Raw genomic sequence first — 16,117 nt, 5'->3', positions numbered from 1 at the left:
CCGTCAACCCTGCGCCGTGAAAACGCCGAAGAGCACGTAGCTGGATCCGCCGGCGACGGCGGTGACCGACAGGGTCACCGAATCGTCGTCGCGGGCGAAACTGAGCGTTGTCCCGCGTTCGGTCGTGGTCACCGGGGTTTCAAGGAGTCCCAGGGGCGCGAAATGGTGCCGGTAGAACCTGAGGACGTCGTCGGTGCCGAGTGTGGTCCTTGCCTTGAACGCGGCCTGCAGACGGTCGCCCTGCGTCGCCACCGAGCTGTTGTCGACGAGTGAGTTCGGGATCCCCGGCATGACATCGGTGGGGAACCCGTGTACAACGTCGCCGAGAGAGTTCACGGTTGGGGGGAGCGGCAGCGAGACGAGCGCGGACCGGGGCTTCGACGGCGGCAGGGTGACGTCGACCTGCCCGGGCGGGAGCACTTCGGTTGAGGTGCGGGGGCCCGCCTCCGTATCGGTGTCGGGTGCGGGGTCGGCCTGCGGTCTCTCTGGAGCCGGCGGCACCGTCTCGTCGATCCGCGCGGTCGACGTGGGCGTGGGGGCGCCGCTCTCGGCGGCTGTCGGTGGCGCCGTGGCCGACGGTGTGGATTCCGCCACCGAGCGAATCCGGTCGACTGCCGGCAGCAGCTGGGCCACGATCATGCCGGCCGTCGCCACTGCCACGGTGAGGGCGAGCGCGGTGAGCCCGAGCTGACGCTTGTTCATCCGGACTCACGTTCTGCCAGGAGGACGCCGTCACGTTCGTAAAAGTGCTCACCGGTGGCCGGGCAGGTCAGCCGGCCGTCCTCAGCTTTCCGCAGCGGGATCCCCGACCGACCGACCCAGCCGATGCGTCTGGCCGGTACGCCGGCGACGATGGCGTAGTCCGGGACATCCTTCGTCACCACGGCGCCGGCCGCGACGAGCGCCCAACGGCCGATGCTGACCGGTCCGATGCAGACGGCCCGCGCACCGATGGACGCGCCCGTGCCGACGTGCACACCCACCGGATGCCAGTCCTCTGCCATTTTGATGCTCAAATCGGGGTTGACGGCCCGCGGAAACATGTCGTTGGTGAACACCACGGCGGGACCGACGAAGACGCCGTCTTCCAGGACCGCCGGTTCGTAGATCAGTGCGTAGTTCTGTACCTTGCAGTTGCGTCCGAGAATGACGCCGGGTCCGATGTACGAGCCACGCCCGAGGATGCAGCCGCTGCCGATGGAGGCATTTTCGCGCACCTGGGCGAGGTGCCACACGCGTGTCTCAGCGCCGACCTCCGCGGTGGGGTCCACGTCGGCGGTCGCTTCGATGAGGGGGTGCCCGGCCGTCTCCGGTGCGGGTATCACGAGCGTCGACCTTTCGCGGGGCGGTGGGAGGCTGCGGGGCAGCCGGCCGCACGGAGGGGTCGCCGCAAAGTACTTCTTTTCACGTTCCATCCCTGCATGTCGGGTGTACAGGTGCAGCTCGGACAGAGCCCGACGCCGGCAATAGCGCAAGCCGGAGACGGACTCTTGACGAGACCTGGCGCACGCCCAGGTCCTCACGACGTGACCATAGCCGGGCTGGGAAGGTGTCGCTGTGACCTTATCGGGGGGCAATTCCGAGTGGGCGGAGGGCGCCGTTGTGTTCGCCGTAGAGCGCGCCGGTCACCGGGCATCTGAAAAGGTCGGGGCCGACGCGATCCAGGCGGGCGCCGCTCTGTCCCACCCAGTGCACCCTCCTGGCCGGAGTCCCGTCCATCAGGGCGTACTCGGGCACGTCGGCGGTCACCACGGAGCCGTCGGCCACCACGGCCCAGCGCCCGATGGTGAGGGGTGCGACGCAGACCGTGTTGGCGCCGATGGATGCCCCGGTGCGCACGGTGACACCGACGAGGTCCCAGTCCGCCGTGGTCTTGAGGCGGCCGATCGGCGAAACGGCTCGGGGGAACCTGTCGTTGGTGAACACGGCCCCTGGTCCGACGTGCACCCGTTCCTCCAGCAGGGTCGGTTCGTAGAGAAGGGCGAAATCCTGCACTGTGCACTGGCGTCCGAGGATGACGCCAGGCCCGAGGTACGCGGCGTACCCGACCGTGCATCCGGGGCCGACCCGGGCGAATTCGCGGACCTGGGCGCGGTCCGCCACCGTGCTGCCGGCGCCGAGCACCGCGCGGGGGTCGACGTCCGCGGACGGTGCTATCCATAGCGCCCTCACGGCGCCGGCGCCGGCGTCAGTCGTCACGAGTATCCCTTGCAAGTTGGGAGCCGGATGCCGCGGAGGCTCGTGCTGTCATCGGCCTGACAGGGGCGACAGGTGCGAGTGAGTTATTCTCAGGTCTGTTGTGCGCTGTAGGGACCATAGCGCGTGCCTTCCGGCCCCGCTGTAACCACTCCAGGGGTGGCGTCTAGGCCAGCCGGGCCAGCCTGGTGACGTCGTCCCGCGGCAGCACGTCGGCGACGGCGGTGACGGTGAGCACGTTCAGCTGAATTGCGGCGCCCGCCGAGGAGAGGAAGGCGGTGTCTGCGGCGTCCCGGCCGGTGGCGATGCGCAGAAGCGACTGGCGCGGAGCGAGCCCGGTGGCGTCGACGACCTGCCAGGCGCCGTCGAGATACGCCTCGGCCACGGCGTGGAAGTCCATCGGTGACAGGCCGGGAGCGTAGGCCGACACCAGGCGGGCCGGCACGTCGTGCGCGCGCAGGAAGGCTATGACGAGGTGGGCGTAGTCGCGGCAGACGCCCTGCCGGGACAGCAGGGTGCGCACCGCACCATCCGTGGGCAGGCTGGCGCCGGGCACGTAACTCAGGTGCGTGCCCACCCAGGAGGTGATCGCGTTGAGCAGGTCGGTGCCGGTGAGCCCGCGGAACTCGGCGTGCGCGGTGGGCCAGAGATGGTCGGATTCGATATAGCGGCTGGGCCGGAGGTAACGCACGAGGTCGATGTCGGACACCTCTGCGGGCCCGGATTCGCCCGACACCTCGACCGTGTAGTCGATGTCGATCCGGCCGGCCTGTACCGAGACGAGCTGGAGCCGGGTGCCGTGCGCGTCGAGGACGTCCCGGTAGGTGAGCGCGGTGTTGTTCTGCACGATGGCGAGCAGCTCCGTGGCGCTCGCGTCCGCGGCGACGGCGACGGACAGAACCAGCTCAGCGGGCCCGTGTGCAACGAGTTCGAGATGCGCGGAAGCGGAGCGTTTCATGCCCACATCGTGGCATACATCCGCGAACCGTGAGAAAAGCACCCAACCCGTCGGGCAAAGTCAAGCGGTCTAAGCAACGCCGGTGGTTTGTGCTGCTGTGAGCAGCCGGTGGAACGAGCAGGGCCTGATCGAGGCGGTCTTCTCGTGCGCGGGGGTTCTCGAGGCGGAAAACACCTATGACGAGCACGGCAGGGTTGTGCTCCAAGTCACCCAGCACGGGCGTCGAACCCGGTTCGCGTATCTGCCGGGCCGGGTCACCGTGGTCTCGGATGAGGACGGTACCCGCTCCAACTCGTGGATCGCCGACGCGAAGGGCCGCCTGGTCGGGGTGCTTGATTCCCACGACCACCGGCAGTCGATGGCGTATGACGGCCACGGAAACCTGGTCTCCTTCACCGAGCGCGACGGAACCGTCACGGTGCACGGCTACGACGGGCGGGGCCGGAGAACCCGCACAGTCACCCCGGAAGGCGCCGACCTCACCTACGGCTGGGACGACCACGACCGCATCGATACCCTGGTCACCGAAACCGGTTCGGTCATCTCCTTTGAGTATGCCGACGCGGTGACCCGGGACCCCTCGGTCATTCTGGATGCGCTGGGCGGGCGCACCGAGCTGGTGTGGCGGAACGGGCAACTGGCCCGGGTACTGGACCCGGCGGGTGTGGCAGTCAGCTTTGACTACGACGACTTCGGTGACCTCGTCGCCACCCAGAACGCGGTCGGGGACGTCGCGAGGATCGTCCGCGACCTGGCCGGCCGGCCGGTGGCGGCCATCACCCCCTCCGGGGTGCAGACCCGCTTCGGCTACGACAGTGCGGGGCTGCTGGTTCGGCGGGAAGACCCCGACGGTGCCGTCTGGACGTTTGAACATGACCCGGCTGGACGCACGACGGCATCCATCGCCCCGGACGGCGGACGGACCGAACTGGAATACGCCGGCAACGGTGAGCTGGTGCGCACGATCGACCCCCTGGGCCGCAGCATCGAGCGGGTCTTCGACGAACTCGGCAACGTCACCGCCGCCGTGCTGCCCGACGGCGCCCGGTGGGGCTTTGTGCATGACACGCTGTCCCGGCTCGTGGGGATCACCGATCCCGCCGGCCACGACTGGGCGCGGGAGTACGACCAGGTCGGTGCGCTGAGCGCCATTGTCGACCCCACCGGCGTGCGCACGGATGCGACGACGGACCGGCAGTCGGGCACGGCCACGCTGGCGGACGCGTTCGGGAGCGCCACCTACAGCTTTGACACCTACGGCCGCCCCACCCGGGTGCAAGGGGAAGACGGCTCCGCAGAACTCATCTCCTATGACGCGGCCGGCAACCCGGTGGAACTCGTCGATGGTGAGGGCGGCCTGACGGTGCTCGGCCGGGACGTGGCCGGGAAGATCACCTCGATCACCTCCCCCGCCGGCGCGCTCACACGGTATGAGTACGACGGATGCGGCCGGCCCTGGAAAACCACCGACCCGCTCGGGGCCGTCACCGAACTTGCGTACGACGCTGACCAACGCGTCATCGCGCGCACCCTGCCCACGGGCGAGGTCGAGACCTTCGAGTACGACCCCTGCGGGCGGCTCCTGTCGCGCCGGAGCCCCGGCCAGGGTGTGTCCCGGTACGGGTACGACAAGGCCGGGCGGCTGAGCTTCTCCCAGGACACCTGGTACGGGACCCGCCGGTTCACGTACAACACCGCCGGGGAACTGACCGGCACCGTCAACGGGGTGGGCGGGCGCACCCGGTTCGAGTACGACGTGCGCGGGCGCCTGGTGAGGGTCACCGACCCCCTCGGCGGGGTGACGACCCGCGCCTACACGGCCACCGACCTGGTCGGTGCGGTTACCGACCCCCTCGGCCGGGTGACCACCGCGACCTACGATGCCGCCGGCCGGCAACTGTCCCAGACGGACCCGGACGGTCACACCACCAGATGGACGTACGACGCCGTCGGACAACAAGTGACCACCTCGGTGGACGGGAAACTCCTCGCCTCGATTCAGCGCGACCGGCTCCGCCGCCGCGTGGTGATTTCCGATTCCCTGGGCGGTGCTGGGCTGGCCGTGGAGCACGAGCTCGGCTTTGACCGGTGCGGCCGGCTGACCTCCCGCACCCGCGGGTCCCGCGGGCTGTCCTGGGCATACGACGCCGACGGCAACCGGACCGCGTTCACCGACGCGCACGGCACCACCACGACGTATCGCCGGGATGCTGCCGGCCGGGTCACCGCCGTGAGCAACCCCGCCCTCGGGCAGGCCACCTTCACGCACGACCGTTCCGGGCGCATCCTCTCTGCCACGGCCGGCGAGCTGGTGCAGGAGTGGGTGTACCGGTACGGGAGCCTGGCCGAGCACAGTCGTGCGGACCGTTCTGATCCTGGCACGGCTGATGTGACGCGGATCGGTCGGGACGGCGACGGCCGCATCACCGGCCTGGCCCGGGCTGGGGCGGTGACCCGGTACGGCTATGACGGTGCCGGGCAGATGGTCTCGGCGGCCACGACTCGGAACGGGGAGCAGGATACGTCCGTTCCGGCTGTGGTGTCGGAGTGGGTGTATGACGCCGGCGGGCGTCTGGTGCAGGAATCCGCCCCGGGCGGTTCCCGAACCTATGAGTACGACACGGCAGGGCAGCTGGTGTCGGTGACGGAACCGGACGGGTCTCGGACGGAGTATGTGCATGACGGGTTGGGTCGCCGGACCCGGCTGATCGGGGCCGACGGGTCCTGGACCGAATACGCCTGGGGACCCACCGGCCACCTCAACACCACCACGGAGCGCACACCCGACGGGACTGCGACGTCCCGGCACGTACTCAGGGTGGATGCCCTGGGCGAGCTGGCCGGCGTTGACGGCACGGAGCTCTGGTGGGACACCGCCAACCCGTTCCCCACCCTGGCCGGTATCGGCGACGGGCAGGTGCTGTCATTGCCGGGCGGTGTCACCGGGTTCGGGGACGCGTGGATGGCGCCGGGCTGGCGTGCGGCCCGCCCCACAGACCAGACCGACCCGTGGGCGGTCATCGGCGCGACGACCATCCCGGACCCGGCGCCGGGCGGAATGCCCGGTACCGGAACTGCCGGGTTGGCTGGACTGTTGCCGGCCGGGATCACCCTGACCGGCAACGGCGGCTTGGACATCGGGGGTCTGGAGTGGCTCGGCGCGCGCGCCTACGATCCGGCCAGCCGTGGTTTCCTTTCCACCGACCCCCTGTCCCCGATCCTGGGTGCGGGCTGGGACGGCAACCCCTACGCCTACGCTGGCAACAACCCGCTGAACACCACCGACCCCGCCGGGCTGCGCCCCCTTACTGACGCGGATCTCGAGGCCCACGATCAGGCGGCTGGGAGCCACTGGGAATACGTTGCCGGTGGGTTAGCGATCGCTGCCGGAGTTGCGCTGATGTGCACTGGGGTGGGCGGCCCGGCTGGCATGGTGCTGATTGGTGCAGTATCCGGGGCATTGGCGAGTGGGGGCATATCGACGATTTCCCAGAAAGCAGCGAACGGTGCCGTGAATTGGGGACAAGTGGGCGTGGAAGCCCTTGCGGGCGGTGCCGCTGGCGCTCTGGGAGGGGCTGGCGTCGCTGCTGCTCGCATCACAATGGCTGCCGCGTCGAGCGTAACCAGATTGGGTGGATACGTCGCTATCAACGCAGCTGTCAACGGAGCCGCGGGTGCAGTTGGCGGTGGGGTCATCTACGCTGCCAAGAACGGAGGCGTCCAGGACTGGCGAGGTCTCGCTGGTGCCATGGTTGGCGGCGGCGTGAGCGGAGCTGTTGGGGGTTTAGCGGGACCGGCGGGCGGAACTCTGGCCAAAGCCGCTGGTTTCGCAGCGAATTCGCCCGCTGCAGGACTTATTGCCCGAGCGCCAGCACGGTTGATAATGACTGCCATTGGAAGCGGCGGTGGCGTAGCTGGAATTGCTGCGGATAGGGCGATATCCGGGGAACAGCTTCAGATTGGAGACGTGGCGTTGTCTGCTTTTACTGGCGGCGCTCTGACTCATGTCCCCGGCGGCCCTTCTCCGTCGAGTACCCTGGCCCAGGCGGCTCGGACCAACGCCAGCACGTTGTCGGGACTTCGCGGCGGCGTGAACGGAACTGCACTAGTGCGCTCGGCAGCTGTAGGAACTTCCCTTGGGGGCGGATTCGATCTCGCGAACTTCCTGCTTGTAGGTGATTGAGGATATGAGAGATATGCAGAATTCGTCGCCGCTTTCTCGCTTTGTTCGAGGGACCTGGGCTCTCCTGGCCACGGCACTGGTGTTTGCATTAGGGACCTTTTTCGTCCTCTTTTCCCTGACTAACGGTTCCAAAGGTGTGGAGATCGCCGCCTTGATTGTCCTTGGCCTTGTAGGGGGCGGTTCAGTCCGAGCTTTCGTTCGCGAAAACTTGGTGGCGGTTGTTCTCTTCGTCCTAGTTATTGCGGAGTGCGCGCTTCTTTCTCAGTCTCCTGAACCCTGGTCCAGGATCTGGCCGGTTCTGATACCAGCCAACGCCATCGGCGTGATGGTCGGCAACACCGTCAGCGAAGGATTACGTGAGAGTCGGCCAAAGGTACTGCGTGATGTGTGGGTGATCAATGGTGCTCAGGAGCAACGGACGGAGAGTGCGAAGACAGCTTCATTGGATGCCCTCTCTTTGTGGGACAGCGCGAAGTCAGGGTGTTTCCGTGTTGAACGCAAGGACGGATTGTTCGAGGCGATGGGTAACCCGGTGACCGGTTTCATCGTGCACTGTGCAGCACATCGGCAGGAAGAGGGCGAGTGGCGGATTCTCGGTTCCATCGTCGGAAAGGCTGAGACCGAGATTTCGATTCCCTCAGGCCCTGCATATGCGCCCAGCGGCGTTGTGGTCGACCTGGAGACTGCAAAGGCGGCATTGTTGGGATTCTTCCATCATCGGGGGCCGGATCCGGAGCTCACCTGGACATCGGGTGATCAGGTGCTGGATCTGAAATTCGGCTGATACTCATGCGTCTTGAGCGGTCTTTGACGAACTCGGCAATGTCGCCGGCGCGGTGCTGCCGGCCACGGCTGGGTGCGGGAGCGGTGACTGTTTCCCATTTTTCCCTTTCGTGTAGATGACGGCACCCGCGTGACCGCCAGCACACAAACTCCCCGTCACCAATGCGGAATAGCCACCCAGGGCAAGTGACGACCGCGCACAGCCTCCATCGATTCACCACTTATGATGCACACGAAAGACAACAGACATGTCCGCTGAAACCGGTTTGAAGTTCGTCATCATCGCGTTTGCCGTACTACTTATCGTGGCCGTTCGGTGGTGGGCACGAAAGCACCCCAACCGGTCCAAGGAACATCCCGATCGGCGCCGAATGGTGAAGTTCATTCCGATCGTCGGCTGGCTCGTTGTGATCGTGGGAGCCCTCATGACTATCTTCGCCAGTTTTGCCGACGGAGATGCACTGGGTCAGTACATTACTTCGGTGGCAATGCTCCTGGGCGGAACCGGGTTTCTGCTGATGTACCGGAACTTTTACGTTGCTCCACGCGACTACGAGGTTGCGTTCCGCACCATGCTCGGCAAGGAACGTGTCATCACCTACACCGACATCGACCGTTACAGCGCGATGCCTCCGTTTGTATACATCAGGTCCACAAAGGGGGTAAAGCTCAACCTGAACACCAATATCTACGACATGACGCCGCTGCTGCGCGCCATCGAGATCCGCGACGCCACCGGCCACTGGCCCGTCCACCCTGCAGTCGACCCACAGGACGTTGTCGGTTGAACACATCGGCCGCCGCACTCGTTCCCCACGGACCAATTCCGAGCGCTGCCGGCAACAGGTGAACAGAGAAATGCCGACAACGGGTAACCCTGTAACAGCAAAGACGACGAAGAAGCCAAGAGCCGAGTGGTTGTCCTGGGTAGGTTTCCTTCTTATGGTTGTGGTTGTCGGGGGTGTGCTGTTCAGCCCGGTGTTGGACTCGATTGCTGTTGAGAACGTGCGCTGTGTGGTGGTGTCGGCAGAGCCGAGGACGGCGTCGGGCGGATCGAGAGGGTCGGCGTCGACGCCCGAGGTGCTCATCGAGACGTCGAACTGCGGTCCCCTGGTGATCTCGAGCGGAGTGACGTTCGATGGCAGGCAGGAGCTTGCGTCCTCCTTCGAAGTTGGTGCCGAGTATGAGTTCGACATTGGTTGGTATTCCCGGGTCATCATGAAAGATGTCCTCCACGAAATCCAGGCGGTGCAGGGTTATCGGCTGGTGGAATGACCTGGGCTGCGGTTACGGCCGGGGAGCGTTGTCTAGTAGGTTGCCACCGGGTGTCGCGTCGTATGTGAAACTCATGAATGGTGCCATTCAGGGAGTCGCGGGCGGGGCTTCCGGTCCGTAAACGGGCCTCCATGTGCGTGGCTGGTAATGGAAAAGGTGAACAAGGAAATGCCGGCAACGCGTAATCCTGTAAGACCGAAGGTCGCTAAGCGAATTGTCAGGTCGTTATCCTGGGTAGTTTTCCTACTTACGGTCGTGGTTGCTGTGGGTGTGTTGTTCAGCCCGGTGTGGAACACGATTGCTGTTGAAAGCGTGCGCTGTGTGGTGGTGTCGGCAGAGCCGAAGACAGCATCGGGCGGTTCGAGAGGGTCGGTGTCGACGCCCGCGGTTCTTATCCTGACGTCGAACTGCGGCCCCCTGGGAATTTCCAGAGGTGTGACTTCCGACGAGCAACAAGAGCTAGCGTCCTCTTTTCAAGTCGGCGCCGAGTACGAGTTCGACATCGGCTGGTACGGCCGGGTCATCATGAAGCACGTCTTGCGCGGAGCTCCAGAAGTGCAGAGTTATCGGCTGGTGGAATGACCTGAGTCGAGCGAGGGGCAGGGGCCTCACCGTGATGAATGAGGGCGCGATTGCTGGCACAGGAGATGAGGATGCTCCAAAGGGACGTACTACCGTAAGACGGGAATTGCAACAGTTGCTTTCGTCCTGGGATAGTGCGAGGGCGGGACGTTTCTTTGTGGAGCGCAACGAGGGGTTGTTCGAGGCCATGGGAAGTCCGGCGACGGGATTCATCGTGCATTGCGTAGCAAATTTCCGGGAGGAAAGGGAGTGGCGGATGCTCGGTTCGGTTGACGGCAATGAGGAAACCGAGATCCGAATACCCTCGGGAGCTGCGCATGCGCCCAGCGGTGCTGTGGTCGATCTCGAAACTGCAGGCAGGGCTTTACGCGGCTTCTTCCATTACCGGGGCCCTGACCCGGAGCTTGCCTGGACGTCAGGAGATGCCGCACTTGATCTGAAGTTCGGCTAGCTTTTACGGTTCCCGTCTCGGCTGGTGACAAGCAAGCGCAGTGAGTTGGATGTTGTGAGAACAAATCGGCGGCGGTCCTGGAAAGGCGCGCTCATCCTCAGCGGGGTGGTCTTGCTGGCGACGATCGCGGGTATGGTGTTCGTGCCGAGGGAGCGAGTGCTTCTTGAGGTCGGAGCAATGCTCGCGGGACTGGGCGTCGGCGCCTGGCTAACGAGATTTGGTGTCCCGCGGCCGTGGATCGGTTCTGTCGTTCTCGTTTTGTTTGTCGCAGTCTCCGTGCTTCTGGGTTCGTCTGGATACGCGTGGTTCGGCGGGTTTTTTGCGGGGACGCTTGCGGGAGTGGCATGGGGGCGTGCTGTAGCGAATCGCACAGTTCAGGCGGCTGCGCCCTGGACCGTGGATGCGGAAGGGTTCGCGACGATGGGGGCTGTCCGGTCGGCGGCCATAGCCGCGCTGCGTTCCTTGGACGGCAAGAAATCCGGGCGGCTGTCCGTTGATCATGGTTCCGCTCGTTTTGAAGTGGCCGGTGGAGTGGGACAGGGAATGGTCTGTCATCGGAATGCTGATTCGACCGACGAGAATTCCTGGGCGGTGCTGCAATCTGCGGGCGTCGCGGATGAGTCGGTGGAAGTTCCGATGGGAGACGTACAGGGGTTCATGCCGGCGCGGTTGGTTCATGACCTAGCCTCGGTTGAAACGGCATTGACCGATTTTCTCGCCAATCCGAGGGCCTCGTCTTTCGGTCCGGAATGGGTGGTAGGAATCGAAGCTGAGTCGACGCGTCTGACGACACATTAGCGAAGGAAGCTCTCACGGCATGAGTAAATCGCAGCGGCGTCAACGTGTTGTTCGGGACGCATCGATAAAACTCGGTGTTTCAATACTTTTTGCTGTAGGCATTTATTGGGCCGTGCTTCAAACACTCAACGGCCTTTACGGCTTGGAGATCTTCGTCGTAGTCATTGCGGGTCTCGTCGGAGGCGGCATGGTTCGAAGTCTCGTTCGTGATCGCAACGTGATGCTTGTGTTCATCGTTCTCGTTGTGGTGGAGTCCGTTTTTCTTTCCCAACTCCCGCGGCCTTGGTCCGGCCTATGGCTGGTGCTAGTACTAGCCAATGCTCTTGGGGTCATGGTGGGAGATATTGCAAGACAAGGGATTCGTGCGGCCAAGCCGAAACTCCCTGATGTGTGGTTGATCAACGGTGTTGAGGAGCCCCGGACAGATCGTGCGAAGACGAAATCGCTGATTCATCGTGCATTGCGTAGCCAACGCTCAGGAGACGAACCAGTGGCGGATCCTGGGTTCGATCGAAGGAACGGATGAGACGGAGATTCGCATTCCTTCAGGCCTGCATACGCGCCCAGCGGGGCCGTGGTCGATCTGGAGGCTGCAAAGGGGGCGTTGTCGGGGTTTTTCCACTACCGGGGTCCGGATCCGGAGCTCACATGGACATCGGGTGGTCAGGTGCTGGATCTGAAGTTCGGCTGACACGCATCCGCTCGACTCGGCCGGGACGGCACTCGACCCGAAGCTCGCCTGTTTTCGGGCATAAAAAATGGCCACCCGCGGTAGAAGCCCGCAGATGGCCAAGTGGCCCCGACCGGCGTCGATCCGGTGACCTTTCGATTTTCAGTCGAACGCTCTACCAACTGAGCTACAGGGCCTCGAACGCGGCTCGAGAGACGCCTTCGAAAGGACGAAAAGCCCCTTCTTTCGAAAGGGCTTGTCGCCTTGGCGACCCTGACCGGACTTGAACCGGCGACCTCCGCCGTGACAGGGCGGCGCGCTAACCAACTGCGCTACAGGGCCAAACTTTTGTGCATTTCGTGCGGTGATTCTTGTGCTGTCGTGCTGTGGAACTGTCTTACTTTTCGTGCCGTGTACAACCTACAGTATCCGTAGCCCCAACGGGATTCGAACCCGTGTTAACGCCGTGAAAGGGCGCCGTCCTAGGCCGCTAAACGATGGGGCCTTGCTCTTCGGAAGCTGATGACTTCCGACGCATAATCATAAGTGTTGGCAGAGCGATAGTTCAAATCGGCCCCAGCGTCCGGTGCGCGTGGCGCCGGATTGCGGGTCCGTTCGCCGCGTGATTCCGGGTCAGAACCCGAATCCGACCCGATTCTCAGCTCGGCGTGTCGCTTTTCACCGCGCCCACGAATGGGCGGCAAACCGGAGCACCCGGGGGTTAGGTTTTATTCGAACCCTGGCCACTCAGCGGGGTTTGTTATTGTGACGAGAGTTACCACAGTGACAAATGTGACAAAGCACGAGCCCGATCGGGGAGTTATGAAGCGCACGGCCACCGTGATCAGCCGCGGAGTCAACGCCGGCCTCAGCCGGCTGCGGCCGAACCGGCAGCAGCCCCGACGCGGGCGCATCGGCGTTCGCCGGGCGACGATGGGCGTGACCGGCTTCGCCGCCGCCCTGACCCTCGCGGTGACGCTCGCCAGCCCGATCAGCCCGGCCATGGCCGTGGACTACCCGAGCTGGCCAGACGTGCTGGCCGCCAAGTCCAACACCAATGCTGCCGCCGCCCAGGTCACCGAGATCCAGAACCTCATCGCCGGCCTGCAGACCGAGGTGGAACGCACCCAGGCGGAAGCCGAGGCGCGTGGAGTCGAGCTCCAGACCGCCCAGGAGAAGTTTGACGACGCCAGCCGTCGCGCCGGCGACCTGCAGGCTCAGGCCGACACCAGCAAGACCGAGGCGGACGCCGCGACCACCCAGGCCGGTCAGCTTGCCGCGCAGCTGTACCGCACCGGCGGCACTGACCTCAGCGTCAACCTCTTCATCGACGGGCAGAAGAGCGGCGCGGGCGCCGACGAGCTGCTGTCCAAGCTCGGCAGCATGAGCAAACTCGTCGAACGCAGCACCGACGTCTACGACCAGGCCCAGACCGCCAACAACACCGCTCAGGCCCTGGGCGACCAGGCCGCTGTGGCCCAGGCCGAGCGCGAGGCCCTCCGAATCGAGGCCGAAGCCGCCATGGTGGCTGCCCAGGAGGCGGCGGACGCCGCAGCCGGTGCGCTGGCCGACTCCGAAGCGCAGAGCGTGATCCTCGAGCAGCAACTGCAGTTCATGCAGGACGCCCAGGCCACCACCACCGCGGGTTACGAGGCCGGCGTCGCAGAACGGGCCCGGATCGCCGCGGAAGCCGAAAAGGCGCGCCTCGCCGCCATCGCGGCCGAAGCCGCACGCGCCGCGGCCTCCCGACCGGCCCCCTCGTCCGGCGGCTCAACCGGATCTCCCGGCGCAGGCCTCAGCGGCGGCCAGGTCGGCAGCCAGGGTTGGGGTGTTCCCGCCGGCGGACGCATCACCGACGGCTATGGCGCCCGCGCCGTCCTCTGCGGCAGCGGCGGCTGCAGCGGCGGTTTCCACTACGGCACCGACATCGGCACCGGCTGCAGCGCTCCGATCTACGCGGCAGCATCGGGAACCGTCGAATACGCGGGCCGCAAGGGCACCTACGGTAACTTCGTCCAGATCAGCCACGGCAACGGCATCATGACCGGCTACGCCCACATCCGCGATGGTGGCATCTTCGTCTCGGTCGGCCAGCAGGTCTCGGTCGGCCAGAACATCGCCAGCTCCGGCACCACCGGCGCCTCCACCGGTTGCCACCTGCACTTCGAGGTGTTCAGCGGCGGCAACCGGATCAACGCCGTTCCGTTCATGTCCGACAGGGGAGCGCCTCTTGGCTGAGCACACGTCCACCCGCCGCTCGCGGCGTACCTCGGCCGCGCTGCTGTCGGCAGCGATGATCGGCTCCGTCACCGCCGCGGCCGGTGTGGCCGTGCCGGCCTTCGCCGACGAGGACTACCCGAGTTGGGACGAAGTTGCCAAGGCCAAGCTGAGCGAGGCCACCAAGGCGAAGGAAATCGAGAACCTCACCGGACTGCTCAAGGGCCTGCAGGAGTCGTCGGCGGTGGCGTCGCAGGGCTCCCAGATGGCCGCGGAGGCCTACAGGGTCACTCAGGACGACCTCGATGCAGCCACGGCCCGGGAGGAGAGCCTGGACAAGCAGTCCGCGGTGGCGCAGAAGGCCGCTGACACGTCCAAGATGCGCGCCGGCTTAATTGCCGCACACCTGGCCAAGACCGGTGCCCAGGACCTCTCCCTCAACCTGTTCCTCAACGGCAATACCGCCGACGACCTGCTCAGCCAGCTCGGCACGGCCAGCAAGCTCAGCGAGCAGTCCGAGACCATCTACCGGCAGGCCGTGCAGGACAAGAACACCGCGGAATCGCTCATCGCCCAGGCTGCCGCCGCCACCGCGGAACGCAAGCGTCTCAGCGCCGAGTCCAAGGAGAAGTACGAATCGGCCAGCGACGCCGCGCTGGGCGCCCAGGCCGCGCTCGACGTCGAGCTGAAGAAGTCGTCGGAGCTTTACGAACAGCTGGCCCTGCTGAAGGACACCACCGCCGACGTGGAGCGCGAGTACCAAACCGGGCTGGACGCCGCCGCATCCGCCGCCGCGCTGGCCAAGGCCCAGGCCGTCGCTGCGGCCGCCGTCAAGAACAATCCGCCGGCCGCTTCCGCACCCGATGCTCCGGCCGCTGCGGCTCCGGCGGCTCCCGCGGCTCCAGCTCCCGCTGCTCCGGCTCCCGCTGCTCCGGCTCCCGCCGCCCCTGCTCCCGCTGCTCCTGCTCCCGCTGTTCCGGCGCCGCCGCCCGTCGAGTCCGCCCCGGCCGCACCCAACGCTTCAGCCGTCGGCACCGCCATCGCCTTCGCCCGTGCGCAGCTCGGCGACGCCTACAAGCTCGGCGGCTCCGGCCCCGACGTCTGGGACTGTTCCGGTCTGACCAAGGCCGCCTACGCAGCCGCGGGCATCTACATCGGCACCCACTCGGCGACCAACCAGTACAACACCATGGCCGGTCAGGGCAAGCTCGTCTCGTTCTCGCAGGTGCAGGTGGGCGACCTCGTCTTCTGGGGTTCGCCGGGGAATTACTATCACGTGGCCATTTATGTCGGCGGCGGACAGATCCTCGAGGCGCCGGACGTGGGCAAGCCCGTTCGGGTGCACAGCATCTGGTCGCCAGGCCAGGTCGCGCCGTACGTCGGCCGACCGTCCTAAGCAACAGACCCCGGCACACAGCAGAAGCCGCCTCCCTGATGGGAGGCGGCTTCTGTCGGTTCAGCGCGTCGCTGTGGGTCAGTGACCTTCGTCGACGAGCTTCTTCAGGCCGTCGCGCACAATCTGGTCGGCCTCGGCGGCGTCGCCCCAGCCCTCGGTCTTGACCCACTTGTTCGGCTCAAGGTCCTTGTAGTGCTCGAAGAAGTGCTCGATCTCCTTGCGGGTGTACTCCGGGATGTCGGTGACGTCCTGGATGTAGTCCCAGCGCGGGTCGCCGGCCGGAACCGCGATGACCTTGGCGTCTGAGCCGCCGTCATCGGTCATGTTGAACACGCCGACGGGGCGTACGGACACGCCGACGCCGGGGAACAACGGGAAGTCGAGCAGCACCAGAACGTCGACGGGGTCGCCGTCCAGGCCCAGGGTGTTCTCGAAGAACCCGTAGTCGGTGGGGTACACGAAGCTCGTGTACAACACTCTGTCGAGGTAGACCCGACCGGTTTCGTGGTCCACCTCATACTTGTTGCGGCTACCGCGTGGGATTTCAATGACTGCGTCGTATTCGGCCATGGCCTGATATCTCCCTTATTCGAAGTCTGCGGATAACG

Annotated in this window: 15 protein-coding genes and 3 tRNA genes; 10 read left to right on the top strand and 8 right to left on the bottom strand. The window is 65.5% G+C overall.

Annotated elements, in window-relative coordinates; all coding sequences use genetic code 11:
• Positions 1–3: 3 nt before the first annotated feature.
• From B7495_RS15255 to B7495_RS15240, 4 genes are all read right to left on the bottom strand, one after another.
• Positions 4–702 carry a hypothetical protein gene (locus B7495_RS15255; RefSeq protein WP_088457328.1) on the bottom strand — a complete coding sequence of 233 codons (699 nt, stop codon included), beginning with the start codon at positions 700–702 and terminating at the stop codon, positions 4–6.
• Positions 699–1,322 carry an acyltransferase gene (locus B7495_RS15250; RefSeq protein WP_240632513.1) on the bottom strand — a complete coding sequence of 208 codons (624 nt, stop codon included), beginning with the start codon at positions 1,320–1,322 and terminating at the stop codon, positions 699–701. Before B7495_RS15250 ends, B7495_RS15255 begins: the two co-directional genes overlap by 4 nt.
• A gap of 241 nt (positions 1,323–1,563) precedes the next feature.
• Entirely contained in the window at positions 1,564–2,199 is a 636-nt protein-coding gene (locus B7495_RS15245) for an acyltransferase (RefSeq protein ID WP_240632274.1), read from the bottom strand.
• Positions 2,200–2,362: 163 nt separating this feature from the next.
• Complete coding sequence (locus tag B7495_RS15240; protein WP_088457326.1) at positions 2,363–3,154, bottom strand: transglutaminase family protein; 792 nt, start codon at positions 3,152–3,154, stop codon at positions 2,363–2,365.
• Positions 3,155–3,251: 97 nt separating this feature from the next.
• On the opposite strand from B7495_RS15240, the gene B7495_RS15235 reads away from it, so the two are divergent.
• From B7495_RS15235 to B7495_RS18865, 8 genes are all read left to right on the top strand, one after another.
• Positions 3,252–7,337, top strand: coding sequence for an RHS repeat-associated core domain-containing protein (locus B7495_RS15235; RefSeq protein WP_088457325.1), 4,086 nt, complete (start codon positions 3,252–3,254; stop codon positions 7,335–7,337).
• A gap of 13 nt (positions 7,338–7,350) precedes the next feature.
• Positions 7,351–8,121 (top strand): hypothetical protein, encoded by a 771-nt coding sequence (locus tag B7495_RS18880; RefSeq protein WP_134407806.1) that lies wholly within the window; start codon positions 7,351–7,353, stop codon positions 8,119–8,121.
• Positions 8,122–8,368: 247 nt separating this feature from the next.
• Entirely contained in the window at positions 8,369–8,908 is a 540-nt protein-coding gene (locus B7495_RS15225; RefSeq protein WP_240632273.1) for a hypothetical protein, read from the top strand.
• A gap of 154 nt (positions 8,909–9,062) precedes the next feature.
• Complete coding sequence (locus B7495_RS15220) at positions 9,063–9,395, top strand: hypothetical protein (protein ID WP_088457323.1); 333 nt, start codon at positions 9,063–9,065, stop codon at positions 9,393–9,395.
• 255 nt (positions 9,396–9,650) lie between these two features.
• On the top strand, positions 9,651–9,977 hold the full coding sequence (locus B7495_RS18875; RefSeq protein ID WP_134480945.1) for a hypothetical protein: 327 nt from the start codon (positions 9,651–9,653) through the stop codon (positions 9,975–9,977).
• Positions 9,978–10,008: 31 nt separating this feature from the next.
• On the top strand, positions 10,009–10,428 hold the full coding sequence (locus tag B7495_RS18870; RefSeq protein WP_134497581.1) for a hypothetical protein: 420 nt from the start codon (positions 10,009–10,011) through the stop codon (positions 10,426–10,428).
• Between the two features lie 24 nt (positions 10,429–10,452).
• Entirely contained in the window at positions 10,453–11,226 is a 774-nt protein-coding gene (locus B7495_RS15215) for a hypothetical protein (protein ID WP_240632272.1), read from the top strand.
• Positions 11,227–11,245: 19 nt separating this feature from the next.
• Positions 11,246–11,752, top strand: coding sequence for a hypothetical protein (locus B7495_RS18865; protein ID WP_134480943.1), 507 nt, complete (start codon positions 11,246–11,248; stop codon positions 11,750–11,752).
• Between the two features lie 268 nt (positions 11,753–12,020).
• Here B7495_RS18865 and B7495_RS15210 read toward each other — a convergent pair.
• The 3 genes from B7495_RS15210 to B7495_RS15200 form a co-directional block, all read right to left on the bottom strand.
• Positions 12,021–12,093 (bottom strand) — tRNA-Phe (locus tag B7495_RS15210).
• A gap of 68 nt (positions 12,094–12,161) precedes the next feature.
• Positions 12,162–12,238 (bottom strand) — tRNA-Asp (locus B7495_RS15205).
• A 90-nt stretch (positions 12,239–12,328) separates the two neighbouring features.
• Positions 12,329–12,401: transfer RNA gene (locus B7495_RS15200), tRNA-Glu, on the bottom strand.
• Positions 12,402–12,679: 278 nt separating this feature from the next.
• On the opposite strand from B7495_RS15200, the gene B7495_RS15195 reads away from it, so the two are divergent.
• Both B7495_RS15195 and B7495_RS15190 read left to right on the top strand, forming a co-directional pair.
• On the top strand, positions 12,680–14,134 hold the full coding sequence (locus B7495_RS15195; RefSeq protein WP_134493536.1) for a peptidoglycan DD-metalloendopeptidase family protein: 1,455 nt from the start codon (positions 12,680–12,682) through the stop codon (positions 14,132–14,134).
• Positions 14,127–15,509, top strand: coding sequence for an NlpC/P60 family protein (locus tag B7495_RS15190; protein ID WP_240632271.1), 1,383 nt, complete (start codon positions 14,127–14,129; stop codon positions 15,507–15,509). The genes B7495_RS15195 and B7495_RS15190 overlap by 8 nt, the downstream gene beginning before the upstream one ends.
• A gap of 78 nt (positions 15,510–15,587) precedes the next feature.
• Here the strand turns inward: B7495_RS15190 and B7495_RS15185 are convergent, their stop codons facing one another.
• A complete protein-coding gene (locus B7495_RS15185; protein WP_088457321.1) occupies positions 15,588–16,079 on the bottom strand; it encodes an inorganic diphosphatase in 492 nt (163 codons plus the stop codon).
• Positions 16,080–16,117 lie beyond the last annotated feature (38 nt).

The organism is Cryobacterium sp. LW097 (genome assembly GCF_002205495.2).
Taxonomy (GTDB): Bacteria; Actinomycetota; Actinomycetes; order Actinomycetales; family Microbacteriaceae; genus Cryobacterium; species Cryobacterium zongtaii.
This window is presented reverse-complemented; position numbering and strand designations above follow the sequence as displayed.